The sequence below is a fragment of the Microbacterium natoriense genome (genome assembly GCF_030816295.1).
In the GTDB taxonomy this organism is placed as follows: Bacteria; Actinomycetota; Actinomycetes; order Actinomycetales; family Microbacteriaceae; genus Microbacterium; species Microbacterium natoriense_A.
Window position 1 is genome coordinate 3,308,851 of the sequence record NZ_JAUSXV010000001.1, and the last position, 24,161, is coordinate 3,333,011.

At 68.6% G+C, this 24,161-nt stretch carries 25 protein-coding genes and 1 tRNA gene; 10 read left to right on the forward strand and 16 right to left on the reverse strand.

From position 1 onward, the window contains the following. The first annotated feature begins 121 nt into the window (after nucleotides 1-121). Nucleotides 122-1,981 carry a S9 family peptidase gene (locus QFZ53_RS15635; RefSeq protein WP_307298035.1) on the forward strand — a complete coding sequence of 620 codons (1,860 nt, stop codon included), beginning with the start codon at nucleotides 122-124 and terminating at the stop codon, nucleotides 1,979-1,981. A 13-nt stretch (nucleotides 1,982-1,994) separates the two neighbouring features. Here QFZ53_RS15635 and smpB read toward each other — a convergent pair whose 3' ends face one another. The 3 genes from smpB to ftsE all read right to left on the reverse strand — a co-directional run bounded on the left by smpB (nucleotide 1,995) and on the right by ftsE (nucleotide 4,499). Then, nucleotides 1,995-2,471, reverse strand: a complete 477-nt coding sequence (smpB, locus tag QFZ53_RS15640; protein ID WP_292909277.1) for an SsrA-binding protein SmpB — start codon at nucleotides 2,469-2,471, stop codon at nucleotides 1,995-1,997. Between the two features lie 64 nt (nucleotides 2,472-2,535). Then, entirely contained in the window at nucleotides 2,536-3,450 is a 915-nt protein-coding gene (gene ftsX, locus QFZ53_RS15645) for a permease-like cell division protein FtsX (RefSeq protein WP_292909275.1), read from the reverse strand. After that, entirely contained in the window at nucleotides 3,447-4,499 is a 1,053-nt protein-coding gene (gene ftsE / locus QFZ53_RS15650) for a cell division ATP-binding protein FtsE (RefSeq protein ID WP_307298037.1), read from the reverse strand. Before ftsE ends, ftsX begins: the two co-directional genes overlap by 4 nt. A 141-nt stretch (nucleotides 4,500-4,640) precedes the next feature. Here ftsE and QFZ53_RS15655 point away from each other — a divergent pair, with 141 nt between their 5' ends. Together QFZ53_RS15655 and QFZ53_RS15660 are read left to right on the forward strand one after the other, a co-directional pair. Continuing rightward, entirely contained in the window at nucleotides 4,641-5,837 is a 1,197-nt protein-coding gene (locus tag QFZ53_RS15655) for a DUF2510 domain-containing protein (protein WP_307298039.1), read from the forward strand. Between the two features lie 7 nt (nucleotides 5,838-5,844). Continuing rightward, nucleotides 5,845-6,852, forward strand: coding sequence for a DUF2510 domain-containing protein (locus QFZ53_RS15660; protein WP_307298041.1), 1,008 nt, complete (start codon nucleotides 5,845-5,847; stop codon nucleotides 6,850-6,852). A gap of 8 nt (nucleotides 6,853-6,860) precedes the next feature. Here QFZ53_RS15660 and prfB read toward each other — a convergent pair whose 3' ends face one another. Beyond that, nucleotides 6,861-7,970 carry a peptide chain release factor 2 gene (gene prfB, locus QFZ53_RS15665; RefSeq protein WP_292909267.1) on the reverse strand — a complete coding sequence of 370 codons (1,110 nt, stop codon included), beginning with the start codon at nucleotides 7,968-7,970 and terminating at the stop codon, nucleotides 6,861-6,863. A 38-nt stretch (nucleotides 7,971-8,008) separates the two neighbouring features. Here prfB and QFZ53_RS15670 point away from each other — a divergent pair, with 38 nt between their 5' ends. After that, nucleotides 8,009-9,271 (forward strand): MFS transporter, encoded by a 1,263-nt coding sequence (locus tag QFZ53_RS15670; RefSeq protein ID WP_307298044.1) that lies wholly within the window; start codon nucleotides 8,009-8,011, stop codon nucleotides 9,269-9,271. After that, entirely contained in the window at nucleotides 9,268-9,825 is a 558-nt protein-coding gene (locus QFZ53_RS15675; protein WP_307298046.1) for an NUDIX hydrolase, read from the forward strand. Before QFZ53_RS15670 ends, QFZ53_RS15675 begins: the two co-directional genes overlap by 4 nt. A 1-nt stretch (nucleotide 9,826) precedes the next feature. Here the strand turns inward: QFZ53_RS15675 and QFZ53_RS15680 are convergent, their stop codons facing one another. The 7 genes from QFZ53_RS15680 to QFZ53_RS15710 are packed head-to-tail and all read right to left on the reverse strand — an operon-like array spanning nucleotide 9,827 to nucleotide 14,275. Beyond that, a complete protein-coding gene (locus tag QFZ53_RS15680) occupies nucleotides 9,827-10,246 on the reverse strand; it encodes a pilus assembly protein TadG-related protein (protein WP_307298048.1) in 420 nt (139 codons plus the stop codon). An 11-nt stretch (nucleotides 10,247-10,257) separates the two neighbouring features. After that, complete coding sequence (locus QFZ53_RS15685; RefSeq protein WP_307298049.1) at nucleotides 10,258-10,713, reverse strand: TadE family protein; 456 nt, start codon at nucleotides 10,711-10,713, stop codon at nucleotides 10,258-10,260. Next, a complete protein-coding gene (locus QFZ53_RS15690) occupies nucleotides 10,682-11,083 on the reverse strand; it encodes a TadE/TadG family type IV pilus assembly protein (protein ID WP_307298050.1) in 402 nt (133 codons plus the stop codon). Before QFZ53_RS15690 ends, QFZ53_RS15685 begins: the two co-directional genes overlap by 32 nt. Nucleotides 11,084-11,088: 5 nt before the next feature. Then, nucleotides 11,089-11,286, reverse strand: a complete 198-nt coding sequence (locus QFZ53_RS15695; protein WP_292909257.1) for a hypothetical protein — start codon at nucleotides 11,284-11,286, stop codon at nucleotides 11,089-11,091. A gap of 21 nt (nucleotides 11,287-11,307) precedes the next feature. Continuing rightward, nucleotides 11,308-12,246 (reverse strand): type II secretion system F family protein, encoded by a 939-nt coding sequence (locus tag QFZ53_RS15700; RefSeq protein WP_307298053.1) that lies wholly within the window; start codon nucleotides 12,244-12,246, stop codon nucleotides 11,308-11,310. Next, on the reverse strand, nucleotides 12,243-13,100 hold the full coding sequence (locus QFZ53_RS15705; RefSeq protein WP_307298054.1) for a type II secretion system F family protein: 858 nt from the start codon (nucleotides 13,098-13,100) through the stop codon (nucleotides 12,243-12,245). Before QFZ53_RS15705 ends, QFZ53_RS15700 begins: the two co-directional genes overlap by 4 nt. Next, the gene (locus QFZ53_RS15710; RefSeq protein ID WP_307298056.1) at nucleotides 13,100-14,275 is read right to left on the reverse strand and encodes a CpaF family protein; all 1,176 of its coding nucleotides are present in this window, start codon (nucleotides 14,273-14,275) and stop codon (nucleotides 13,100-13,102) included. The genes QFZ53_RS15705 and QFZ53_RS15710 overlap by 1 nt, the downstream gene beginning before the upstream one ends. A 68-nt stretch (nucleotides 14,276-14,343) precedes the next feature. On the opposite strand from QFZ53_RS15710, the gene QFZ53_RS15715 reads away from it, so the two are divergent. From QFZ53_RS15715 to QFZ53_RS15725, 3 genes are all read left to right on the forward strand, one after another. Then, nucleotides 14,344-15,204: a hypothetical protein gene (locus QFZ53_RS15715; protein ID WP_307298057.1), complete on the forward strand. Its 861-nt coding sequence runs from the start codon at nucleotides 14,344-14,346 to the stop codon at nucleotides 15,202-15,204. 46 nt (nucleotides 15,205-15,250) lie between these two features. Beyond that, nucleotides 15,251-15,332: transfer RNA gene (locus tag QFZ53_RS15720), tRNA-Leu, on the forward strand. 76 nt (nucleotides 15,333-15,408) lie between these two features. Further along, the gene (locus QFZ53_RS15725) at nucleotides 15,409-16,161 is read left to right on the forward strand and encodes a DedA family protein (RefSeq protein ID WP_292909247.1); all 753 of its coding nucleotides are present in this window, start codon (nucleotides 15,409-15,411) and stop codon (nucleotides 16,159-16,161) included. Nucleotides 16,162-16,188: 27 nt separating this feature from the next. Here QFZ53_RS15725 and ku read toward each other — a convergent pair whose 3' ends face one another. Beyond that, nucleotides 16,189-17,043, reverse strand: coding sequence for a non-homologous end joining protein Ku (gene ku / locus QFZ53_RS15730; protein ID WP_292909245.1), 855 nt, complete (start codon nucleotides 17,041-17,043; stop codon nucleotides 16,189-16,191). 58 nt (nucleotides 17,044-17,101) lie between these two features. Between ku and QFZ53_RS15735 the strand changes: the two genes are divergently transcribed. After that, complete coding sequence (locus QFZ53_RS15735) at nucleotides 17,102-19,498, forward strand: ATP-dependent DNA ligase (protein ID WP_307298059.1); 2,397 nt, start codon at nucleotides 17,102-17,104, stop codon at nucleotides 19,496-19,498. Here QFZ53_RS15735 and QFZ53_RS15740 read toward each other — a convergent pair. The 4 genes from QFZ53_RS15740 to murI all read right to left on the reverse strand — a co-directional run bounded on the left by QFZ53_RS15740 (nucleotide 19,495) and on the right by murI (nucleotide 22,700). Then, a complete protein-coding gene (locus QFZ53_RS15740; RefSeq protein ID WP_292909241.1) occupies nucleotides 19,495-20,415 on the reverse strand; it encodes a cation diffusion facilitator family transporter in 921 nt (306 codons plus the stop codon). The two genes, QFZ53_RS15735 and QFZ53_RS15740, sit on opposite strands and share 4 nt — an antisense overlap. A gap of 77 nt (nucleotides 20,416-20,492) precedes the next feature. Further along, nucleotides 20,493-21,086, reverse strand: coding sequence for an RdgB/HAM1 family non-canonical purine NTP pyrophosphatase (rdgB, locus tag QFZ53_RS15745; RefSeq protein ID WP_307298063.1), 594 nt, complete (start codon nucleotides 21,084-21,086; stop codon nucleotides 20,493-20,495). Then, nucleotides 21,083-21,841 (reverse strand): ribonuclease PH, encoded by a 759-nt coding sequence (rph, locus tag QFZ53_RS15750; protein WP_292909237.1) that lies wholly within the window; start codon nucleotides 21,839-21,841, stop codon nucleotides 21,083-21,085. The genes rdgB and rph overlap by 4 nt, the downstream gene beginning before the upstream one ends. A gap of 22 nt (nucleotides 21,842-21,863) precedes the next feature. Further along, nucleotides 21,864-22,700, reverse strand: coding sequence for a glutamate racemase (gene murI, locus QFZ53_RS15755; protein ID WP_292909235.1), 837 nt, complete (start codon nucleotides 22,698-22,700; stop codon nucleotides 21,864-21,866). Between the two features lie 75 nt (nucleotides 22,701-22,775). Here murI and QFZ53_RS15760 point away from each other — a divergent pair, with 75 nt between their 5' ends. Then, a complete protein-coding gene (locus tag QFZ53_RS15760) occupies nucleotides 22,776-24,101 on the forward strand; it encodes a nicotinate phosphoribosyltransferase (protein ID WP_307298065.1) in 1,326 nt (441 codons plus the stop codon). The last annotated feature ends 60 nt before the right edge of the window (nucleotides 24,102-24,161 follow it).

Genomic DNA, 24,161 nt, shown 5'->3' on the forward strand with positions numbered 1-24,161 from the left:
CCGGGCTCGGCTGTCGCTCCACGCTCAGGGTGAACCGGGCGTTTCCAGAAACCTATGGCAATCCTCCGCGCTCCGCATCAACTGTGACGTCGTGTGTCATCGTCGCAATAGGCTCGAGGTCATGTCGACGCCGTTCGGGTTCTGGCCCTCGCCCTTCACCGCCGCGTCGGTCGCGGCATCCGCCCCTCGCATCGACGGATCGGCCTTCGTCGGCGAGGAGATCTGGTGGGGCGAGTCCGTGCCTGCCGAGGGCGGGCGGATGACCGTGCGGAGCACCTCGGGACGAGAAGTGCTGCCCGCTCCCTGGAGCGCCCGTTCCCGCGTGCACGAGTACGGCGGCGGATCCTGGGCGGCCGACGCCGACGGCACGCTGTTCTTCGTCGACGCCCGCGATCAGCGGGTGCACCGCCTCGAGCCCGGCGTCGAGCCGGTGCCCCTCACGCCCGCGGGTCCCGCGCACGGAGGCCTCCGCCTGCAGCGCGGGCGTCTGTTCGCCGTGCGCGAGGATCTCTCCGTCGATCCCCACCTGCGCGCGATCGTCGAGATCCCGACCGACGGCTCCGCGGCCGATGATCCCTCGGCGATCCAGGTGATCGTGGAAGGCACAGTCTTCTTCGCGCATCCCGCCCTCTCCCCCGACGGCAGCCGCATGGCCTGGGTCGAGTGGAGCGGCAGCCGGATGCCGTGGCAGGAGGCGCAGCTGGTGACCGTCGATCTCGACGACCAGAGTCTCGCTCCGATACGCACCAGAGCGGCGCTGCAGCCGGAGTGGATCGGCGACGACGAGCTGCTCTTCGCAGACGATCCGGACGGCCGGTGGCAACTGCACCGCCTGCGGCTGGAACGGTCGGCCCCGGTGAGCGAGGCCGTGCCCGTCACCACGACGGATGCCGACACCGGTTACGGACTGTGGGTGCTGGGCAACCGCTGGTACCAGCCGCTGTCCGACGGACGGATCGTCGCGGTGCGCACGAACGGGCGCGACGAGGTCGTCGTGATCTCACCCGAGGGCGCGCCGCGCACTCTGGACGCGCCCTGCGACGGCCACGTGAGCGTCGACGCAGCTGAGGGATCGCGCGTGCTGCTCAGCGGCAACGGTTCGACCGTCTCACCAGGCGTGTGGTGCGCAGACGCGGACACCGGTGTCGTGACCACGATCGCCGGCGGGACGCCGGTCGACGCGGCCTGGATGCCACCCGCGCGCGGGATCGTCGTCGACGGCGAGCATGGTCCCGTGCACGCCTTCGCCTATCCCCCCGCGAATCCCCACGTCGAGCCGCCGTCCGACGAGCTCCCGCCGTACGTCGTCTTCGTGCACGGCGGGCCCACCGCGCACGTCACAGGCGCGGCGTCCACCGCCATCGCCTTCTACACCAGCCGCGGAATCGGGGTGCTCGACGTGAACTACGGCGGCTCCACCGGCTACGGCCGCGCCTATCGCGAGCGGCTGCTCGGCGAGTGGGGCGTCGTCGACGTCGACGACGTGATCGCCGCCGCACGAGGCCTTGCGGACGCCGGGCACGCCGACCCCGCGCGCATCGCCATCCGCGGCAGTTCGGCCGGCGGCTGGACGGTTCTGTCGGCCCTGGTGCGGGGAGGCACGTTCGCCGCGGGGATCAGCAGGTACGGCGTGACCGATCTGCGCGGCCTCGTCGAGCACTCGCACGACTTCGAAGCGCACTACGTCGAGGGACTGGTGGGCCCGCTGCCGGCATCCGAATCGCTCTACATCGACCGCTCGCCCCTCACGAACGCCGATCGCATCGACGTGCCGGTGCTGCTTCTGCAGGGCGCCGACGACCGCGTGGTTCCTCCCTCGCAGTCCGAGGCGATCCGCGATGCGCTCGCCGCGCACGGCGTCGCCCACGAGTACGTCGAATACCCGGCGGAGGGACACGGGTTCCGCCGCGCCGAGACCATCGTCGATGCGTTGGACCGCGAGATCGCGTTCCTTCAGAGCGCCCTGAATCCGGGTCCCTGAGTCGGTCTGGGGGCTACTCCCCGGTGCGGTTGCGCATCCGCATGGCGCGCTCGGCCTCACGAGTGTCCTGGCGCTCGCGGAGCGTCTGACGCTTGTCGAACTCGCGCTTGCCCTTCGCGAGGGCGATCTCGACCTTGGCCCGGCCGTCGGAGAAGTACAGCTTGAGCGGGACGAGCGTGTAGCCCCCGGCAGAGACGGCATGCTGCAGCTTCGCGATCTCCTCGCGATGCAGCAGCAGCTTGCGGATGCGCTTGGCGGAGTGATTGGTCCAGTGGCCCTGCGAGTACTCCGGGATGTGCACGGAGTCGAGGAACACCTCGTTGCCCTTGATGAAGGCGTATCCGTCGCTCAGATTGGCGCGCCCTTGGCGCAGCGACTTGACCTCGGTGCCGGTGAGCACCATCCCCGCCTCGTACGACTTCTCGATGTTGTAGTCGTGACGTGCGCGACGATTGGTCGCGACGACCTTCTCCCCGCGTTCCCTGGGCATGATGCTCCTGCTCTCCGTGTCGGTGGCCGGCCATGATCGTCGGCGGCCAGCCGACCAGCCTACCTCAGGTGCGCAGCCATCGGCGGATCGCGAAGCCGGCCGAGAGCGCGGCGAGCACGATCCCGATGCCGATCAGCACCGGCACGACGATCGCCGCGTCCTTCATCCCCACCCATGTCGTGATGAACGCGACGCGGCCGCGGAGGTAGCCGTCGACCCCGAAATGCACCCCGGCGAGCACCGCGGCGCTCGCGAGCACCGAGCCGAGGAAGGCCGCGAACACTCCTTCGAGGACGAACGGCGTCTGGATGAAGCGGTTGGAGGCGCCGACCAGCCGCATGATGCCGATCTCCTTGCGTCTCGCATACGCCGACAGTCTGATGGTCGTGCCGATCAGCAGGATCGCTGCGATCAGCATCAGCACGGCTATGCCGACCGCGATATAGGTCGCAACCGTGAGCGCTGAGAACAGAGGTTCGAGGTATTGCAGCTGATCGGTCACCTGCTCGACGCCGGTCTTCCCGTTGAACGCCTCGACCAGCACCTGCGACTGCGCCGGGTCCTTGAGCGTCACGTAGAAGCTCTCCGACATCTGCTCTGCGCTGAACAGGCTCGCCTTGTCTTCTCCGAGCTGCTCGACGATGTTGGCGTAGGCCTCGTCCTTGGTCTCGAAGCGCACGTCGGAGATCAGCCGGGAGAGCGCGTCGTCCTCGAGCTGAGCCTTGACCGCCGCCGTCTGCTCCTCCGAGGCCGCGCCGTCGACGCACTCGGTCGACTCCGACAGAGTGGAGCACATCGAGACGACGACCTGAGCGCGCTCGGACCAGTAGGCCCGCATCGTGCCGATCTGCGCCTGCATCAGGATGGCCGCGCCGACGAACGTCAGCGACACGAAGGTGACCAGCACGACCGAGATCACCATCGAGATGTTGCGTCGAAGGCCGCCGAGGGCCTCCGCGAGGATCAGACCGATTCTCATGAGGTCGGCCCCACTTCGTCGCTGTCGTCGGAGAGGCCCAGTCGGTCGGCGACGCCGAGCTCGGCGACATCGACCTGCGGAAGCACGATCGGGTGCGTGCGCGGGCCCACAGCTGCAGGCTGCTCGACCTCAGCACCCGGTTGCGGCTCGGCCGGAGCCGCCTGCGCTTCGGGAGTCTCGGATGCCGTCGGCACCGCGTCGGAGGTGGCAGCCGCGGCCTTGCGCTGCGCGCTGAGCTCCTCGGCGAGTGACGCCCGCACGACAGAGAGGTCGGCGGTCTGGCGCTGAACCTCCTGGACGGCGGTGAGGGCTGCCGCGGCCGCGGCTCCTCGCACCTCTTCCGGCACCAGCCGCGGGATGTTCGAGGTGTCGCCGTATCCGCCGTGCACTTCGTCGCGCACCATCTCCCCGTCGCGCAGTTCGATGACGCGGCGCTGCATCGCGTCGACGAACGCCGCCTCGTGCGTAGCCATCAGCACGGTCGTTCCTCCGGCGTTGATACGGGCGAGCAGCTGCATGATGTCGACCGAGGTTCCGGGGTCGAGGTTGCCGGTGGGCTCGTCGGCGAGCAGCACCTGCGGGCGATTGACCAGCGCGCGGGCGATCGCCACGCGCTGCTGCTCACCGCCGGAGAGCTCATGCGGCATCCGCTTCTGCTTTCCGTCGAGACCGACGAGAGCGAGAGCCTCGGGCACCGCCTGCTGGATGAATCCGCGCGACGAGCCGGTGACCTGCAGTGTGAAGGCCACGTTCTGGAACACCGTCTTCGACGGCAGCAGGCGGAAGTCCTGGAAGACCGAGCCGATGTGGCGCCGGAAATAGGGCACCTTGCGATTGGCGAGGGAACGCAGATCTCGACCGAGCACGGCGACGCGTCCGGACGTCGGCACCTCCTCGCGGAGGATCAGTCGCAGACAGGTCGACTTGCCCGACCCCGATGCACCGACGAGGAAGACGAACTCTCCCCGCTGGACTTCGAAGTCGACGCCGGACAGAGCGGGCCTGGTGGTCCCGCGATAGCGTTTCGTGACGTTCTCGAACCGAATCATGGCGGTACGAGCCTAAGCTCCACCTCTCCCCTGCCCGCGAGCGACACCCCGCACACCTGCCTTGCGTCGACGGTCACTGCTATACATGAACTGCTGATCCGCGCGATCGCGCGGGGACCGATTCCGAGGGGGATGCACATCATGACGACACCTGCTGGCTGGTACGACGACGGGTCCGGCCGACAGCGCTGGTGGGACGGCACCCAGTGGACGGAGCATTTCGCACCGGTCGCCGAGCCCGAGGCCCCTGCCGCCGAGACGCCTTCCGTCGAGACCGCCGAGTCGAACCCGTTCGCGCCCGCCGAAGAGCGGGTCATCGAGGCCGCCCCCTCCGTGCCTTCCGAAGACGCCGCCCCGGTTGCAGCCTCCGAGGTCCCCGAAGTCCCTCCGGTGCCCGAGAACCTGTCGTACGGTGAGCAGCCGGCTACCGACGCGTGGGCGCCCGCTCAGGAGCAGCCGACGATCCCGTTCGACGCCCCCGCCGAGCAGCCCACTCAGCAGTTCGAAGCACCGGGCGCCGGTGAGCAGACTCCGCCGGTGACCGGCGGGCTTCCCCCATATGCCGCACCGGCACCGGGCTACGCGCCCTCGGCGGGCTACCCCGAGGCCGCTCCGACGTACGCCGGCGTGCCCCAGGCACCCGCGTATCCTGCTGCAGCCCCCGGTTCGCAGGGCGGAGCGCCCGGCTATGCTGCGGCGGGCGCCGCTCCTTATGGCACGGCCCCCAGCGCGCCGGCGTCGATCTCGATCCTGGGTCTGGTCGGCCTCGGTCTGGCCGTCCTCGGCGTCATCCTCTCCTGCATCCCCGTCACGCCCGTGATGGTGATCGGCTGGGTCGTGCTGCTCGCGGGGCTCGTGATCTCCGTGGTCTCGCTGTTCCTGAAGGGCCGCAAGTGGCCGGGAATCACCGGACTCATCGTGGGTGTGATCGGCATCGTCATCGCATTCATCGTCGCGATCGTCTTCTTCGCCGCCATGGCCATCAACAGCGCGATCGACGACCTGCCGTCATCGCCGCCGTCGAGCAGCGCCGAGGACACTCCGAGCGACGAGCCGACCGACTCCGCCGAAGACCCTGACGCGGCACTGGGCCGCCCGACCGTCGATGAACTCAAGGTCGGTCTGCGTGCAGTGATCGAAGAATCCACCGGCAGCAGCGACTCGTACACCGACGCGCAGGTCACCTGCTTCGCGCAGGCCTTCGTGGACTCGGACGTCGACGATGCGACGCTTCGCAAGATCGCCGAGGGAACCGGCGTCTTCGACGATGTGAACGCGGCGTCCGCCTTCGCCGAGGTGTTCGCCGACAACATCTCGACCTGCATGCTCGCACAGTGACGCAGAGATGAACGCGCCGGCTGGGTGGTACGACGACGGCTCCGGCCGTCAGCGCTGGTGGGACGGTTCGCAGTGGACCGAGCACTTCTACGCGCAGGCGGAGGCCGCGGCATCCGCTCAGCCGGCAGACATCGCTCCGGCGGGAGCGGCCGCACCGGTCGCTCCCGCCGCCGATGCCGCCCCGTTCGCGCCGCCTTACGTGATGGCGATCGGTGCGACGACTCCGGGCGCAGACGTCGCCGCAGCCGTACCGGCGCATCCGGGGTACGCTCAGCCCTTCTCTCCCTCTGTGCGACCGACGCCGAGGTTCCCTGTACTCGGCGTCATCGGACTGTGCATCGTCGGGCTCGGCATCGTGCTCTCCTGCATCCCGCCGATCGCCGCCGCCGGCTGGGTCGCACTCGGTGCAGGCTTCGTGCTGTCGATCGCCTCGCTGTTCCTGCGCAGCGCCAAATGGCCGGGTGTCGTCGCCCTCGGCGCCACAGGCCTCGGAGCCGTGCTCGCGACCGCCGTCGCGCTGATCTCCTTCACCGCTCCGGTCACGTCGGTGTCTCCCGACGCCGGCGGTTCCAGCGCAGAAGGCGGCTCGACACTCGACGACGACTCGAAGGAGACCGTGCCGACGGACCCCGGCGAGATCGAAGGGGCCGAGATGACCGCGTTCGCCGATCTCGAGGTGGGCGATTGCATCCCGCTCATCGACTACGGCGACGACATGATCTATGAGCTGCCCGTCGTGCCCTGCGACACTCCGCACACCGACGAGGTCTTCTTCATCTTCGACGTCGAGGACGGCGAATTCCCCGGCGACGAGTCGCTGGAGGAGACGGCGTGGTCAGGCTGCCTGGCCGAGTTCGAGCGCTATGTCGGGCTTGACTACGACGATTCCGAACTCGACTTCTACACCTATCAGCCGACGAAATCTTCGTGGAGTCGCTGGGACGATCGCACCGTCCAATGCATCCTCTACAGCATCGACGACGTCACCGGCACGCTGGCCGGCACGGCCCGCTGAGGAGCCGATCAGTCCTCTTCTTTGCGCTTGCGCCAGCGGATGCCGGCCGAGATGAAGCCGTCGAGGTCGCCGTCGAAGACGGCCATCGGGTTGCCGGACTCGTGCCCGGTGCGCAGGTCTTTGACGAGCTGCTGTCCGTAGAGGAAGTACGAGCGCATCTGGTCGCCCCAGCTCGCCGTGATGTTGCCGGCGAGCTCCTTCTTCTTCGCAGCTTCCTGTTCCTTCTGCAGCAGCAGGAGGCGGGTCTGCAGCACGCGCATGGCCGCCGCACGGTTCTGGATCTGCGACTTCTCGTTCTGCATCGACACGACGATGCCGGTCGGAAGGTGCGTGAGGCGCACGGCAGAGTCGGTCGTGTTGACCGACTGGCCGCCAGGGCCAGAGGAGCGGAACACGTCGACGCGGATGTCGCTCTCGGGGATGTCGACCTCGGTCGCCTCCTCCATGAGCGGGATGACCTCGACCGCGGCGAACGAGGTCTGACGCTTGTCGGCTGAGCCGAAGGGGCTGATGCGCGCGAGGCGGTGCGTGCCCGCCTCGACCGAGATGGTCCCGAACGCATAAGGGGCGTCGATCTCGAACGTGGCCGACTTGATGCCGGCGCCTTCGGCGTACGACGTGTCCATGACCTTCACCGGGTACTTGTGGCGCTCAGCCCAGCGCAGGTACATGCGCATGAGCATCTCGGCGAAGTCGGTGGCGTCGTCGCCTCCGGCGCCCGAACGGATCGTGATGATCGCGCTGCGCTCGTCGTATTCGCCGTCGAGCAGCGTCTGCACCTCGAGCTGGCTGATGATGTCGGTGAGAGCGGCGAGCTCGGCACGTGCTTCGGTCGCCGACTCCTCGTCGCCCATCTCGTTGGCGAGTTCGACGAGGACCTCGAGGTCGTCGAGACGGCTTCCGATGGCCGTGACCCGCGCGAGTGCCGACTGCCGGTGGCTCAGCGCGCTGGTCACCTTCTGCGCCCGCTCGGTGTCATCCCAGAGATCTGGGGCACCGGCCTCTTCACTCAGTCGGGCGATATCGGAACGGAGCGTCTCGACATCGATGACCTCGCGGATGTCACCGTAGGTGAGTCGCAGGGCCTGGATGTCGGCGGAGAGATCGAGTTCGAGCATGGCTTCCTTAGCCTACTCTGCCGAGTAGAGTCGCAGTGATGAGCAGTGCATCGGTGGTCCTGAAGAAGTTCGGGCCCATGGTGTACCTGCCGACCATCCTGTTCTCGCTCGGCGAGGGTGCGGTCATCCCCCTGATCCCCGTCGTGGCTTCGCGCATGGGCGCCGACATCGCTCTCGCGGCCCTCATCTCCGCAGCTCTCGTGGTCGGTCAGCTGTGCGGCAACCTGCCTGCGGGGTGGGCCGTCTCGCGGCTCGGGGAGCGCTTCACGATGGTGATCGCCGGCGTGGTCGCGATCGTCGCGGGAGTCGCCATGGTGTTCGCCGCGTCGCCGGGAGTGCTCGCGGCATCCGTCTTCCTCCTGGGATTCTGCGCTGCGGCCTTCGGCCTCGCCCGGCACGCTTTCATGACGACCCGTGTGCCCCTCGATTTCCGCGCCAGAGCGCTGTCTCTGCTCGGCGGGAGCTTCCGCCTCGGCGTCTTCGTCGGCCCGTTCATCGCGGCGGGGCTGCTGCACCTGTTCGGTTCGGAGGCGGCGGCGTTCTGGTTCTTCCTCGGCTGCCTGGTCGTGATGGTGGCGTTGGTGCTGTTCGGACCGGATCCGGAGAAGACGATCCCGGTCGCAGCGCCCGCGCTGCAGGCCGAGGACTCGGGCGAGGCGGTCAGCGGATCGATTCCGACGATCGAGCGCGCCGGCGTCCTGCGGACCATGTGGCTGCAGCGCTCGGTTCTGGGCCGACTCGGTCTCGCCGCCGCGTCGCTGTCGGCGGTGCGCAGCGCTCGTCAGGTGCTGCTTCCGCTGTGGGGAATCTCTCTCGGTCTGGATGCCTCGACGATCGCGCTCGTGGTCGGCGTCTCCGGCGCGATCGACTTCGCCTTGTTCTATGCGAGCGGCCAGGTGATGGACCGCTTCGGACGGCTCTGGGCAGCGATGCCCGCCATGGTGCTGATGGGCGCGGGGTTCCTCGCGCTGTCGTTCACGCACGACCTTGACGACTCGGTGTTGTGGTTCGGGATGTTCGCGGCGGTCCTCGGCGTGGGCAACGGCCTGTCCAGCGGCATCCTGCTCACGCTCGGCGCCGACGTGGCTCCCAAGAGCGAGCCGGCGGCCTTCCTCGGGTCGTGGCGGACGCTGACGGATGCCGGTGGCGCGATCGCCCCGCTGCTGATCTCGGCCATCGTCGCCGTCGCCTCGCTGCCGGTGGCCGCAGCAACCATGGGCGTGCTCGGTGTGGCAGGAGCAGCCGGGTTCCTGCGCTGGATCCCGATGTTCGTGCCGCGGAACAAGGGCACCGAAACATGACGCTGGCGGCTGACGTCCGGCAGCTCGTCAGCGCGTTCGCTCCGCGCTCCCCTCGCGACGACGCTGCGCGAGCAGACTTCGCCACGCATTTTCCCGACGACTTCGGCCCGGTGCGGCGCGATGACGGCCCGAGCCACGCGACCGCGTCGGCGTTCGTCTTCGATCCGACGCTCGCCCGCACGCTGCTCGTCTTCCACCGCAAGGGCCGGTTCTGGGTGCAGCCCGGCGGTCATCTCGAGGACGATGACGCCTCGATAGCGGATGCCGCGCTGCGTGAGCTCCGTGAGGAGACGGGCGTCACGGCATCCGTCTCGAACCCGTTCCTCTACGACCTCGACCACCACGCCCTGTCGTCGGCCTTCGGCCGGTGCGCCTCTCACCTCGACATCGGCGTGGCGGTCATCGTGCCGACCGCCGCCGCGCTGACGGTGAGCGAGGAGTCGGAGGACGTGCGGTGGTGGCCGATCGACGGCCTGCCGGCTGATGTGCCCGAGGGGTTCGAGCGGCGGGTGCGCTCGCTGCTCGACGTGCTTCGGGCCCGCGCGACGGGCTGACTCACTGGAGCGCGGTGCGGCTGGTCCCGGTCGACTCCAGAGGGACCCCCTCGGGTACGAACGGACTCAGCAGCGGTGGATGCCACACGCCCGCCACCGTCACCCGAGCCGAGACTCCGTCGGGTGTCCCCGCGCTGACGAGGACGGCGTCGGTGGGAGTGGCGGCGAGCAGCGCCTCCGCCTGCTCGAGCACGCCGTCATCGGTGAGTTCTGCATGGGGTGCGGCAGCGTCGATCGAGAACGTGAAGCCGTCGGCCCCGGCGAGCGCTGCCGAGTCTGCGAGGGAGTCGAGCCGCTTCTGCGTGATGTACAGGTCGGTCGCGCACACGCACACGAAGATCACGGCGATCGCGAGAAGCGCGTAGCCGAGCGCGAGCAGCAGCACGCTGCCCTCGTCATCCGCATCGCGTCTCGACGTCATCCTCCGCATCGTCACCCTCCTCCCCACAGGCGCGAGATCTTCTGCACGGCAGATGCCTCGACGGGGATCGCGGTCGAGCGATCGAGTCCGAAGAGCGAGGGCATCAGGGGAAGCGACACGCGGGTCAGCACCGTGACGGTGACCGTGGCTCCGGCCGTCGGGCACCCCGACGCCGCGGGGACGCACGACAGACTGACGTCGACGGCATCCGCGTCGAGACCGTACTCCTCGACGATGCCCGCGAGCACCTGTTCGCTGCGCGCGACGGCGGCATCCGCGTCGGGCGCCAAGGAGATCACGCGCGCGGTGTGCCGTGCCGCCGCTTCGACGCCGAGGGTCTGCTCCTGGATGACCCCGAGAGCCGCGATCAGGTACACCAGCGGGACGAGCAGGATCAGTCCGACGGTGATGAACTCGAGCGCGGCCGATCCCTCGTCATCCGTCACCCAGCGATTCCATCGGCGCATGCGCTTCCACCTCCAACGCATAGGGAAGTCCGATGAGCCCGATGATCGGGAGGGTGGTCCGCACGCGCATCTCGATGACCTGCTGGCCGCCCGCATCCGCCGTGCTCACCGCGACGTCCTCCGCATACGACGCGCCCACCGCCCTGGTAATGGCCAGCCGCGTCCGCTCCGCCCCCTCTTCGGGAGTCGTGTCTGCGAGAGCTGCGTAATAGGCTCCCTCGACCGCGGCGTCGTGAACCACGTTGCGCACGTAGGTGGCCAGAGCGAGTTGCAGCACCGCGAGCGTCAACAGAGTGAGCAGCGTACCGACGAGCACGAACTCCACCGGGCTGGAGCCCCGCTCGTCCGCGAGTTCTCGACGCAGGTTCATGAGCCTCAGAGCCCGGAGACCCGTTCGATGGCCTGCTGGAACAGAGCGCTGAGCGCCGGCCCGGCGACGGCCCAGATCACCACCACCAACCCGGCCGTCATCAACGTCACGAGAACCCAGCCCGGCACGTCGCCCGTGTCGTCCTCGGCGAGGTCCCCCATCCAATCGGCGGTGCGGTTCCACCAGCGTCCGAGTGTCGTCATGGTCGTCCTTTCGTGGTGCGCTCAGCCGATGCCGAGTCGCAGGATGAAGAGCCCTGGCCAGATCGCGAACAGGACCGAGAGCGGCAGGATGAGGAACACGAGAGGAAGGAGCATGAGGATCTCCTTGCGTCCGGCCTGCTCGATCAGCGTGCGCTTGGCGTCCTCTCGCGCATCTCCCGCCTGGGCGTGCAGCACGCCGGCCAGCGGCGCTCCGTGCTCGAGCGCCGCGATGACCTGGTCGACCGCGCGCGACAGGCCGGGCAGCTGCAGGCGCGACGCCATCTCCGACAGCGCATCGGCAAGGCCGGAGCCGGTTCCTACCGCGAGCACCACCTGACGCAGCTCCGCAGTCAGTTCGCCTGACCCGATGGCCGAGACCCGTCGCAGGGCGTCGAGGAAGCCCTCACCCGCCGAGAGGCACAGGGCGAGGAACTCGAGTGTGGTGGGCAACTCGTCGGTCAGGCGCATGCGCCGCGCCTTCGCTCTCGCCGTGAGCTGCATGTCGTAGCCGACTGCGACCGCCGCGCCGGACAGGAGCGGAAGCAGCGCCACCGGGGCCGACATCCGCCCTGCGAGCACGAGGACGACGAGAAGCACGGCTCCCGCCCCGATCCCGGCGAGCGCCCAGCCGAGCTGCCTGCCGCGGAACCCGGCGGCATCCATGGTCGCCCCGGCCTGCGACAGCCGATGCCTCAGCGCGTCCCCACCGCCCAGCATCCGTTCGAACGCGTCCTTCGACCGCTGCCACAGCGTCCGTCCGGTGATCGGAAGCGCGCCGACGCGGGGAAGAGCGGATGCCGGGAGGTGCGCGTCATCGACCACGTCACGCACATAGGGAGCGATGCGCGTCGGCAACGAGACAGCGCGCCATCGCGGAAGAGCCGCGAGAATGCTCAGCACTCCCCCGGCGAAGGCGCCTCCGACCAGCAGTGCGAGGGCGAGATGGGTGATCCCGGTCATCCGAACCACCGCCCGGGTTCTGCCAGCCGCCCGATCCGGATCATCACCCGGTATGCGATCACCGAGACCGCCGCTCCGATGCAGATGACCAGTACACCCTCGGGCGTGCCGTAGGCGTCCGCCCCCTCGGGCCTCATCACCAGCAGCCCCAGGATCACCCAGGGCGCGACGGCTCCGAGCACCGCGGCGCCACGTATCCACGACTGTCGCGCCTCGACCTCGCCGCGTAGCGCTGCATCGGCTCGCACCGAGGAGGAAAGCGCGCGCAGCACGCTGGTCAGCTCGGTTCCGCCGACCTGTCGTGCCATCCGCAGCGTCTCGATGATGCGGTCGGCGATCGGGTCGGCGAGGGTGGTCTTGAGGCGGTCGAGGCTGGTGTCGAAACGCCCCGTCGAGTGCAGATCACGCGCGAAGACCACGAAGGCGGGCCGCAGCGTCGACGGCGCGGATTCCGCCAGGCCGGCGACGGCGTCGGGCAGCGACAGCCCGACGCGGATCGATGCGATCAGCAGGTCGCATACATCGGGCCACAGCTGCCTCCGCGCCTTGCGCAGCCGCAGCCGCCTCGAACGCAGGTACAGCACGGGCGTCCACGCACCTGCGAGTCCGGCGAGGACGGCGAGCGTCGGGAGTCCTGTCAGCAGCCACACGACGGATGCGGCGGCGAGCGCCACCGCGACGATCACGACCACGACCCCGCGAGGAGCGACGGATGGAAGACCCGCCTCCTCGATGAGTCTGACCAGGTGTCCGCGAGGTGCCGCCGCGGCAGCGCGCTCGCGATGGGGCCAGAGCCACGGCGACAGGCACAGGAGGATGCCGGCCGCGAACATCGCGCCGAGGAGAGCGGTCATCACCCCACCTCCAGGCGCCGGAGGTCGCCCCGGGTGAGAGCGTCGTCGTACAGATAGACGGGCCTCGTGATGATCTGGCCGTCCACGACCTCGCCGGTGGGGGCGATCACTTCGTACACGCGTCGAGTGCCGTCGGAATCCCGGCCGCAGTGGACGACGAGATCGACCGATGAGGCGAGGGCCGGAGCGATGAAGGCGCGATCGATGTTCCGTCCGGCGAGGAGCGGTAGGAGCGCGAGCTTGTCGAGCGCTTCAGAGGCCGTGTTCGCGTGCACGGTCGCGGCGCCGGGCACGCCGGTGTTCAACGCGAGCACGAGGTCGAGCGCCTCGGCATCGCGCACCTCCCCGACGACGAGACGGTCGGGCCGCATACGCAGCGCTTCTTTCACCAATCGCCGCAGAGTGATCTCGCCGGTCCCCTCGATGCTGGCCTGACGCCCCTGCAGCGCGACGAGGTCGGGGCCGTCGACAGCCAGCTCGAACGTCTCCTCCACAGTGATGATGCGCTGCTGATCGGCGCAGGCGTGCAGCAGTGCTCCCAGAACGGTCGTCTTTCCGGCGTGCGTTGCTCCTGAGACGATCACGCTGCGCCCTTCGCGCATCGCCCTCCGAAGCGTGGTGGCCAGCGCCTCGGGCATCGCCCCTTGCACCGTCAGTGCATCGAGCGTGCGGTACATCGGCAGGAACTTGCGGATGTTCACGGCCCACGAACCCCGCACGACGTCGGCGATCGCGACGTGCAGTCGCGATCCGTCGGGCAGCGAGGCGTCGACGAACGGCTGGCTGATGTCGACCCGCCGGCCGGTCGTCTGCAGCATCCGTTCGACGAGGTCGCGCAGCATCGCATCCGTCATCCGCAGATCGATGCGCTGGGCCACACCGCCGCGGGCGATATGGATGCGATCGGGACCGTTCAGCCACACCTCTTCGATGGTCGGGTCATCGAGCAGCGGCTGCAGCACCCCGAAGCCGCTCACCGCGGCGAGCACATCTCGCACGCAGCCGATCTCGTCGTCGATCGTCGCCTCGCCCCGTGAGAGCGCCGCGTCGTTGAAGCGGCGCACCTCGGCGAGCGCGACGTGCCGTGCTGCGTCGGCATCCACGGAGGGATCGGTGCCTTCGGCACGCAACCGCAGCCGCACGCGCTCGGCGACCACGATGGACGGATGACTCACCCGAGCATCTTCGCAAGAATCGCGAACCGGCCTCGGAAGTTATCCACAGCCCGGATACCATCGAGGCGATGACCAGCCCGATCCGCATCCACGTCGACCGAGACAGCGTCGCGATGGGCGACGACGTGCAGTCGCACGCCCACGAGATCTTCGTCGCCGAGGGAACCCCGCTGAGCGCCGTGCTCGATCGGGCCTCCCCCGAGATCCGAGCATCCGGATGGTCGTGGGTGGCCGTCGTCGGTGACCGGACCGCCGCCGTGTGGTCGGTCGACCACGGAGTGCGCATGCTCGTCGACGACATCCCTGTGACCACCGAGATCGATGTTCTCTTCCGCTACTTCGTGCAGATCGACCCGGAGTGGCTGTACGCACGGCTGCGGGCCGGCGCTCCGCCGGACAGATACGACCTCGAACGCGAGTACGCGCCCCTCGCCCGAGAGCGGCGCGAGCGGGAGCTGCGGCGGCGGGAACGCGAGAGCGACGACCGGTACCTGTCTCCCGAGTTCGTGCGGGCCGCGACCGGTCTCGGCGCCGTCGTCGATCTGCACGCCGACACCGTGTGCCGCTTCGAGTTCCGTGACGAGCTCTGGTCAGTGCAGCGTTCCGACACCATGACTCTGGTGTTCCGGGGCGGCGGAGCCCCCGTCGCCTCGCTGCGCCCGACGGCGTTCGGCGAGTGCTGGATCATCGCGGCCCTCGCCGCCGAAGTCCGAGCATCCCTCGGCCTCCCCCGCTTCCCCGAGTTCGAGGCTCACCCGGCTCCCGAACTCCATGCCATGTCCGGCTCTCGGACCGGCCCCGTCCGCTGGGCGGTCACCGGTCCCCTCACCGCACAGGTGACGGGTGACGACGGTCTCGGCTGCTTCCGCATCGCCGTCGGACGCTCGATCACAGAAATCATCGATCTCATGCTGCCGACTGCAGGCTGATCCCCAGGAATCCGCGATCCGCCGATCAGTAGACTGAATCCACCGCGCGGGAGTGGTGAAATTGGCAGACACGCAGGATTTAGGTTCCTGTGCCCTAGGGCGTGTGGGTTCAAGTCCCACCTTCCGCACGAGCGATGCGTCTGCATCCCTCTCACACACCGCCGACCACGTACGACCGACGGGAATCCTCCAGTGCTCGAATCCATGTTGCACGCACCGACCGCCCTCATCCCCTGGCTCGACCCGGAGACGATCATCGCGGGGGCCGGCCCGTGGGCTCTTCTGGTGGTGTGCTTCATCGTCTTCGCCGAGACCGGCCTGCTCATCGGCTTCCTGCTCCCGGGCGACACGCTGCTCGTGATCTCGGGCCTGCTCTCTCATCCGATCGGAAACTCGGAGCACGGCGTCTTCGGTATCAACGTCTGGCTCGTGGCGCTGCTGATCGGACTCTCGGCCTTCGTCGGCGGAGAGGTCGGCTACCTGATCGGCCACAAGGGCGGCCCCGCCGTGTTCGAGCGCAAGGAATCAGGGCTGTTCAGCAGGAAGAACGTCGAACGCACGAACGCGTTCTTCGAGCGCTTCGGCGGCATCACCGTCATCCTCGCGCGCTTCGTGCCGATCGTGCGCACCTTCGCCCCGGTCGCCGCAGGCGTGGGCCACATGCCCTGGCGCAAGTACACGCTGTACAACCTGATCGGCGCCATCCTCTGGGGCTTCGGGCTGACCATGTTCGGCTACGTCATCGGCTTCATCCCGCCGGTCGCGTGGTTCGTCAAGGAGTACATCGACCTGATCCTGCTCGCCGCCGTCGGCGGCACGGCTCTGGTCACCCTCTGGCACTACCTCTCCGAGCGCTACAAGGCGAAGAAGGCGCTGGCCGCCGGCGAAGACGTCGTCACCGACGCCGCTGAAGCCGAGGCTCTCGCTCTCGACCTCGATGGCGACGACAAGAACTGACGTCTGATCGGCAGCGCGAGCCGCCGATCAACCCGCCTTCTTCTTGCCCGCGCGCTTCTTGGGCTCCTCGTCCGATGCTCCGCCGGCCGAACGCGCTTCCTTCGAACGCGCGACGCTGGCACGCAGGGCCTCCATGAGGTCGATGACCTCTCCGCCCTCGGCACCGGCATCCGCCTCGGCGAACGTCTCGGACGCGTCGAAGGTGTCGCCCGCCTCGATCTTGGCGTCGATGAGGGTGCGCAGCTCCTTCTGATACTCGTCGACGAACTCCTCCGGGTCGAAGTCGCTCGAATAGCTGTCGACGAGAGACGACGACAGCTCGAGTTCCTTCTTCGAGATCTTGACGTCTTCGTCGAGCACGGGGAACTCGGCCTCGCGCACCTCGTCGGCCCACAGCAGGGTCTGCAGCACGAGCACCTTGCCGCGAACGCGGAGCGCGGCCAACCGGGTCTTCTGCCGCAGGGTGAACCGCACGATGGCGGTGCGGTCGGTCTGCTCGAGCGTCTTGCGAAGCAGCACGTACGCCTTGGGCGACTTCGAATCAGGCTCGAGGTAGTACGGCTTGTCGAGGGTCAGCAGGTCGACCTGGTCGCTGGGGACGAACTCGACGACGTCGATCTCTCGGCTCTTCTCGGCGGGGAGCGAGGCGAGGTCGTCTTTCGTGAGGACGACGGTCTGCTCCTCGTCGACGTAGGCGCGGTCGATGTCGGCGTAGGCCACCGTCTCGCCGCACACTTCGCAGGTGCGCTGATAGCGGATGCGTCCGCCGTCCTTCTCGTGCACCTGATGCAGCGGCACGTCGTGATCCTCGGTGGCGGAGTACACCTTCACCGGCACGTTCACGAGACCGAAGGTCAGCGCGCCCTTCCAGATCGTTCTCATCACACCAGTAGACACCAGTCACACCCGTCACGACCAGCCCCTTGACTACGCTGTGGTCATGGTCGCAGACGGTCAGGTGGTGCAGGTGGCAGGGCGACGCCTGCGCGTGACCAATCTCGAGAAGGTCGTCTACCCCGAGACGGGCACCACCAAGGGCGAGATCATCGGGTACTACTCGCAGATCGCACCGCTTCTGCTCCCCCTGCTCGCTGGGCGGCCGGTGACCCGCAAGCGCTGGGTCGACGGCGTGGGCACAGCGGATGCACCGGCCGAGGCGTTCTTCACCAAACAGCTCGAGCGAGGTGCGCCGACCTGGGTGCCTCGTCAGCAGATCATGCACTCCGACGGCCCCAAGGAGTACCCGCTCGTCGACGACGTGCCCACGCTCGTGTGGCTCGCGCAGATCGCCGCGATCGAACTGCACGTCCCGCAGTGGCGCTTCGGCCCTGACGGCCTGCCGGGAAATCCCGACCGGCTCGTGCTCGACCTCGACCCGGGTCCCGGCGTGGGTCTCGTGCAGTGCGCCGAGGTGGCGAGGATCGCCCGCGGCATCCTGACCGGCATGGGGCTCGATCCGGTTCCGGTGACGAGTGGCAGCAAGGGCATTCACCTGTACGCGGCTCTTCCTGGCGCTCAGACGAGCGAACAGATCTCCTCCGTCGTGAAAGAGCTCGCCCGGATGATCGAAGCCGACCATCCCGATCTCGCCACCAGCGTCATGGCGAAGGTGCAGCGCGGCGGCAAGGTGTTCCTCGACTGGAGCCAGAACAACGGGAAGAAGACGACGATCTCCCCCTACTCGCTGCGGGGCCGTGCGCATCCCTGGGTCGCGGCCCCCCGCACCTGGGACGAACTCGACGATCCGGAGCTCCGCCAACTCTCGATGGACGAGGTGCTCGAGCGGATGGCAGCCGGCATCGATCCGATCTCCGCCCTGCATCCGCGCGACGACGAGCTGCTCGATTCCTATCGCAGCAAGAGAGACGCCGACCGCACGCCCGAGCCGATGCCTGCGCGAGCCGCCCCGGCAGCCGGGGGCGAGACCCGGCGCTTCGTCATCCAGGAGCATCACGCCCGTCGCCTGCACTACGACCTGCGCATCGAGGACCGCGGCGTCCTCGTGAGCTGGGCGGTTCCCAAGGGCGTGCCCGAGACCAGCGGACGCAATCATCTCGCCGTGATGACCGAACCGCACCCGATGGAGTACCTGACCTTCGCGGGCACGATCCCCGCGGGCGAGTACGGCGCCGGCGTGATGACCGTGTGGGACACCGGCACCGTCGAGTTGGAGAAATGGCGCGACGACGAGGTGATCGGCACGTTCACGGGAAACGAGGGCGGCCCCCTCGGCAGTGTCCGCCTCGCCCTGATCCGCACCGAAGGCGCCGGCGAGAAGTCGTCGTGGCTGCTTCATCGCATGAAGCAGAGCGATTCTCGTCCGCACGGCCGGCCGCACGCACGGGCCTCCGCACCGGCTTCGCCCGCGACCGAGCCGACGTTGCGCCCCATGCTCGCTGAGAACGGCACGGCCGCCCTCGCGAAGTCCCTCAACCCGGATCCCTGGGTCGAGGTGAAATGGGACGGCATCCGCGCGATCGGCACCTGGACCGACGGACGGATGCTCCTGCACGCGCGCAGCGGCACCGATATCACCGCACGTTATCCGGAGCTCACGGCCGACGGCGCACCGCATCTGCCGGCGTCCGACGCGGTCATCGACGGCGAGATCGTCGCCTTCGACGACAGCGGGCGGCCCAGCTTCTCGCGTCTGCAGAACCGCATGCACCTGACGCGGCCCCGCGAGATCGAGCGGGAGGTCGTGCGCACGCCCATCGCGTACGTCGTGTTCGACCTGCTCCGGCTGAACGGGCACGACCTCACCGATCTGCCCCTCGAGCAGCGCCGCTCGCTCCTCGACGAGCTGACGGCCGACCTCGACGCCCCGATCCAGGCCCCGCCGGTGTTCGACGACGTCGATGCGGCCCTCGCGGCCAGCGGGCAGTTCGGCCTCGAAGGCGTCGTCGTGAAAGACCGCTCCTCCCGTTATCGGCCCGGGCAGCGCTCGCCCGCGTGGCTCAAGCTCAAGCACACCCGCATGCAGGAGGCGGTGATCGTCGGCATCCGACCGGGGAAGGGCGATCGGGAGGGCACGATCGGCTCGCTGCTCCTCGCCGTCCCCTCCCCTGACGGCCTGCGCTACGTCGGCAGAGTGGGCACGGGTTTCACCGATCGGATGCTGCGCGATCTGCTCGCACAGCTCTCGCCGCTGCGAGTGGGCGAGCCGCCGCTGCAGGGCGTGCCGGCGCTCGACGCCTCGGACGCACTGTGGGTGCGACCCGAACTGGTCGGTGAGGTCGAGTTCGCGAACTGGACCCCCGACGGCATCCTTCGGCACTCCCGCTGGCGGGGGCTGCGGCCCGACAAGACGCCGGAAGACGTCGCGATCGACTCCTAGGCGTGGTGCGGCTCGCAGTCGGACTGCTCGGCAGGCTCGATCTGGAACGTCGAATGCTCGACGTCGAAATGCTCGGCGAGGCACGACTGCATGTCGCTCAGCAGTTTCGCGGAGCGCCCACCCTCGAACAGCTCCGGGGCGACGCGGACGTGCGCCGTGAACACCGGTGCTCCCCGGGTGAGCTGCCACACGTGCACATCGTGCACGCCGACCACGCCGTCGTATCCGAGCAGGTGCTGGCGGATCTCGCTCACGGCCGTGCCTTTGGGGGCGGACTCGGCGAGCACCGAGAACACCTCGCGCAGCAGTGAGATCGCCCGCGGGATGATCATCACGGCGATGAGCATCGAGGCGATGGCGTCCGCCGGCATCCATCCGGTCGTCACGATCACGATCGCCGCGATGATCACCGTCGCGGAGCCGATCAGGTCGCCCATCACCTCGAGGTACGCGCCTCGCACGTTGATGCTCGTGCGCTGCGCGCGGCTGAGCAGCCACATCGAGATGCCGTTGGCGACGAGCCCGACCACCGCGACGACGAGCATCAGCCCGCCCGCGACCTCGGTCTCGCCCGGGTTGATGAGTCGCAGCACTGCCTCCACGCCGACCCAGCCGGCGAGGGCGATGAGGATGACGGCGTTGATGAGCGCTCCGAACACTTCGGCACGCTGGTAGCCGAAGGTGCGCCGATCGTCGGCAGGACGTGCGGCCACGGCTGCCGCGATCAGGGCGATCACGAGAGCGGAGGCGTCGGTGAACATGTGCGCGGCGTCGGCCAGCAGCGCCAGCGACCCGGTGAGGACGGCACCCACCACCTGCACGACCATGATGGTCGCCGTGAGGCACAGCGAGATCGTCAGCAGGCGTCGATGGCCAGCCGAGCGGATGCCGCCTGCTGCGGGTGCGTGATCGTGCATACCCCCACGCTAACCCGGGATGAGGCCGGGCGAGCGCCGTTTCCCCTAGTCGGGAAGGGTAACGATTCTCACTACCGCTAGAGCCTCGTCAGCAGCGGAACGAGCTCGGCGAACGCGCGTGCACGGTGCGACTGAGACTGCTTCTCCTCCGCCGTGAAGTCGCCCACTGTACGCTCCTCGCCCGCGGGCTGTCCGTCGGGGATGAAGACGGGGTCGTAGCCGAATCCGCCGCCGCCCGATGCTGCGTGCGCGAGACGGCCGGGCCAGTTCCCGACGACGACGTGCTCGTCGCCGTCGGGGGTCACCAGCGCGATCGTCGAGTTGAAGTGCGCCGTGCGGTGCGGGTCGGCGATGTCGCGCAGCTGGTCGAGCAGCAGCTCGAGGTTCGCCGCCGCATCCTTCTTCTGCCCCGCCCAGTACGCAGAGAACACGCCGGGCGATCCGCCGAGCACGTCGACGCAGATGCCGGAGTCGTCGGCCAGCGCCGCGAGCCCCGTGTGCGCCGCCGCCGCACGCGCCTTGATGAGCGCGTTCTCGGCGAAGGTCACGCCGTCCTCGACCGGCTCGGGACCGTCGTAGCCGACGACTTCGAGGTCGGGACGGGTCTTCGCGACGATCTGCTGGAACTCCGCGACCTTGTGCGGATTGTGCGTGGCGAGGACGACCTTCACGCCTGGGTCCCTGAGCCTGTCGAGGGGGCGAGAGCGTTCAGCTGCAGGTCCTTCAGGTCGGCGCAGCCGGCCACACCCAGGTCGAGAAGCGCATCCAACTCCCGCTTGTCGAAAGGTGCGCCCTCGGCGGTGCCCTGCACCTCGACGAACAGCCCGCGTCCCGTGACGACGATGTTCATGTCGGTCTCTGCGCGCACATCCTCGACGTATGCCAGATCGAGCATGGGCTCGCCGTCGATGATGCCGACCGACACCGCGGCGACCGAGTCGAGCAGCGGCGTGGAGTTCTTGCCGATGAACTTCTTCGTGCGCCCCCACTCGATCGCGTCGGCCAGGGCGACGTAGGCGCCGGTGATCGCTGCAGTGCGGGTTCCGCCATCGGCCTGCAGCACGTCGCAGTCGATGACGATCGTGTTCTCGCCGAGGGCCTTGGTGTCGACGACGGCGCGCAGTGCGCGGCCGATCAGACGGGAGATCTCGTGCGTGCGACCGCCGATGCGCCCCTTCACGCTCTCGCGGTCGTTGCGGCTGTTCGTGGCACGGGGCAGCATCGCGTACTCGGCCGTGACCCAGCCCTTGCCCTTGCCGGTCAGCCACCGAGGCACGCCGTTGGTGAACGATGCCGTGCACAGCACCTTCGTGCCGCCGAAGCTGATCAGCGCGGAGCCTTCGGCCTGCGCGCTCCAGCCGCGCTCGATCGTGATCTCGCGGAGCTGGTCGGTGGCGCGGCCGTCGGCGCGGACGATGGAAGACATGGATTTCCTTCTGTTGGGTGGATCAGAGCGAGTCGATGACGGACGCCGGCAGGTCGATGACACCGGTCTGCACGAGTTGCACATCGCGCACCTCGTGCCCCATCAGGCGATTGGCGAGGGCGGTGAACTCGATCGTCGAATCACCCGTCGCCTCGTACACGTATGACGCTGTCGCATCGGGAGAGGCGAGCTGGTCGGCGCGGACGAGCTGGCGGTACACGTCGCCCGCCGTCTCGTCGTCGCTGGAGACGAGGGTCACGCCCTCTCCCATCACGTAGCTGATGGCACCGCGCAGGAACGGGTAGTGCGTGCATCCGAGCACGAGCGTGTCGACGCCCGCGTCCCTCAGCGGCGACAGATACTCCTCGGCCACTGCGAGGACCTCCGGCGTGCCCGTGATCCCCGCCTCGACGAACTCGACGAAGCGCGGGCATGCGGCCGTGAAGACTTCGAGCCGCTCGTTCACCTCGAGCATGTCCTGATAGGCACGGGAGCCGATCGTGCCGACCGTCCCGATCACGCCGACGCGTCCGTTTCGCGTGGTCGACACGGCCCGGCGCACCGCGGGGCCGATCACCTCGACGACGGGCACGTCGTAGCGCTCGCGCGCGTCGCGGAGCATCGCGGCGGATGCCGTGTTGCACGCGATCACGAGCATCTTCACACCCTGATCGACGAGCGTGTCGAGAACCTCGAGCGAGTACCTCCGGACGTCGGCGATCGGCTTCGGGCCATAAGGCGAATGCGCCGTGTCGCCGATGTAGACGAACGACTCACGGGGCAGCTGGGCGCGGATGGCCCTCGCCACCGTCAGCCCGCCGACACCGGAGTCGAAGATTCCGATCGGGGCGTCGTTCATGACTACCCACCCTACCCGCGACGGCCCGTCGGCCGGCTCAGCAAGGCGAGCGGGCCGACTCAGTAGGCTGTGCTCATGACGACGTCGACGGCGCTTCTCACCGACCGCTACGAACTCACCATGCTGGCCGCGGCTCTCCGCGACGGCACCGCATCGCGGCCCAGCGTGTTCGAGCTGTTCTCCCGCCGGCTCTCCGGTGGTCGACGTTTCGGCGTCGTCGCGGGTACCGGTCGTCTGCTTTCGCTGCTGCGCGACTTCCACTTCGGCGAGGACGAGTTGCGATACCTGCGCGACGAGAACATGGTGGATGCGGATTCCCTCGCCTACCTCGAGAGCTATCGCTTCACCGGTTCGATCCGCGGCTATCGGGAAGGTGAGCTCTACTTCCCCGGCTCCCCCATCCTCACCGTCGAAGGCACGTTCGCCGACGCCGTCGTACTCGAGACGCTCGCGCTGAGCATCCTGAATCACGACTCCGCCGTCGCCACGGCTGCAGCTCGGATGAGCATCGCGGCCGGCGAGCGACCCCTGGCCGAGATGGGCTCGCGCCGAGCAGCTGAATACTCCGCGGTCGCCGCGGCACGAGCGGCGTACATCGCAGGTTTCAGCGCGACGAGCAACCTCGAAGCCGGGCGCCGCTGGGGCATACCCACGATGGGGACGGCGGCGCACTCGTGGACGCTCCTGCACGACAGCGAAGAAGACGCCTTCCGCGCGCAGATCGACAGCCTCGGCACCGACACGACGCTGCTCGTCGACACCTACGACATCCGCACCGGCGTGGAGACCGCGATCCGCGTCGCCGGCACCTCGCTCGGCGGCGTGCGCATCGACTCCGGCGACCTGCCGATCGTCGCGGCCGAGGTCCGCACCCAGCTCGACGAGCTCGGTGCGACCGGCACCAGGATCACGGTGACGAGCGACCTCGACGAGTACGCGATCGCGGCCCTCGCGGCGTCGCCTGTGGACGCGTACGGCGTCGGAACCTCGGTCGTCACCGGCTCGGGCTATCCGACCGCGAGCATGGTCTACAAGCTCGTCGCCCGGCAGGATGCCGGAGGCGCGTGGATCGGCGTGGCGAAGGCATCCGCCGACAAGGCCTCGCACGGCGGTCGCAAGGCCGCCTTCCGCACCCTCGCCGACGGCGTCGCGGTCGCAGAGACAGTGGTCGTCTCGGACGGCTTCGAGGAACTCGACTCGGCGGCCGAGCATCCTGAGGGCCGGGCCCTGCAGGTGAGCTTCGTCGAGTCCGGTGAGATCGACCAGTCCTACGAAGGCGTCGAGGGGACCGCATCCGCTCGGGCGCACCACCTCAAGGTGCGCGAAGAACTGCCGGTGCGCGCCCTCGCGCTCAGCAAGTCCGATCCCGCGATCCCGACGGTCTTCATCGACAACATCTGAGGCCGACTGCTCACTGAGCGAGGAGCGCAGCGACGAGTCGAAGAGCATCGACGCGCAGTA

Coding starts and splice junctions, on each gene's coding strand:
- QFZ53_RS15635 (WP_307298035.1), top strand. CDS start 122: ATGTCGACGCCGTTCGGGTTCTGGCCCTCGCCCTTCACCGCCGCGTCG.
- smpB (WP_292909277.1), bottom strand. CDS start 2,471: ATGCCCAGGGAACGCGGGGAGAAGGTCGTCGCGACCAATCGTCGCGCA.
- ftsX (WP_292909275.1), bottom strand. CDS start 3,450: ATGAGAATCGGTCTGATCCTCGCGGAGGCCCTCGGCGGCCTTCGACGC.
- ftsE (WP_307298037.1), bottom strand. CDS start 4,499: ATGATTCGGTTCGAGAACGTCACGAAACGCTATCGCGGGACCACCAGG.
- QFZ53_RS15655 (WP_307298039.1), top strand. CDS start 4,641: ATGACGACACCTGCTGGCTGGTACGACGACGGGTCCGGCCGACAGCGC.
- QFZ53_RS15660 (WP_307298041.1), top strand. CDS start 5,845: ATGAACGCGCCGGCTGGGTGGTACGACGACGGCTCCGGCCGTCAGCGC.
- prfB (WP_292909267.1), bottom strand. CDS start 7,970: ATGCTCGAACTCGATCTCTCCGCCGACATCCAGGCCCTGCGACTCACC.
- QFZ53_RS15670 (WP_307298044.1), top strand. CDS start 8,009: ATGAGCAGTGCATCGGTGGTCCTGAAGAAGTTCGGGCCCATGGTGTAC.
- QFZ53_RS15675 (WP_307298046.1), top strand. CDS start 9,268: ATGACGCTGGCGGCTGACGTCCGGCAGCTCGTCAGCGCGTTCGCTCCG.
- QFZ53_RS15680 (WP_307298048.1), bottom strand. CDS start 10,246: ATGACGTCGAGACGCGATGCGGATGACGAGGGCAGCGTGCTGCTGCTC.
- QFZ53_RS15685 (WP_307298049.1), bottom strand. CDS start 10,713: ATGCGCCGATGGAATCGCTGGGTGACGGATGACGAGGGATCGGCCGCG.
- QFZ53_RS15690 (WP_307298050.1), bottom strand. CDS start 11,083: ATGAACCTGCGTCGAGAACTCGCGGACGAGCGGGGCTCCAGCCCGGTG.
- QFZ53_RS15695 (WP_292909257.1), bottom strand. CDS start 11,286: ATGACGACACTCGGACGCTGGTGGAACCGCACCGCCGATTGGATGGGG.
- QFZ53_RS15700 (WP_307298053.1), bottom strand. CDS start 12,246: ATGACCGGGATCACCCATCTCGCCCTCGCACTGCTGGTCGGAGGCGCC.
- QFZ53_RS15705 (WP_307298054.1), bottom strand. CDS start 13,100: ATGACCGCTCTCCTCGGCGCGATGTTCGCGGCCGGCATCCTCCTGTGC.
- QFZ53_RS15715 (WP_307298057.1), top strand. CDS start 14,344: ATGACCAGCCCGATCCGCATCCACGTCGACCGAGACAGCGTCGCGATG.
- QFZ53_RS15725 (WP_292909247.1), top strand. CDS start 15,409: ATGTTGCACGCACCGACCGCCCTCATCCCCTGGCTCGACCCGGAGACG.
- ku (WP_292909245.1), bottom strand. CDS start 17,043: ATGAGAACGATCTGGAAGGGCGCGCTGACCTTCGGTCTCGTGAACGTG.
- QFZ53_RS15735 (WP_307298059.1), top strand. CDS start 17,102: ATGGTCGCAGACGGTCAGGTGGTGCAGGTGGCAGGGCGACGCCTGCGC.
- QFZ53_RS15740 (WP_292909241.1), bottom strand. CDS start 20,415: ATGCACGATCACGCACCCGCAGCAGGCGGCATCCGCTCGGCTGGCCAT.
- rph (WP_292909237.1), bottom strand. CDS start 21,841: ATGTCTTCCATCGTCCGCGCCGACGGCCGCGCCACCGACCAGCTCCGC.
- murI (WP_292909235.1), bottom strand. CDS start 22,700: ATGAACGACGCCCCGATCGGAATCTTCGACTCCGGTGTCGGCGGGCTG.
- QFZ53_RS15760 (WP_307298065.1), top strand. CDS start 22,776: ATGACGACGTCGACGGCGCTTCTCACCGACCGCTACGAACTCACCATG.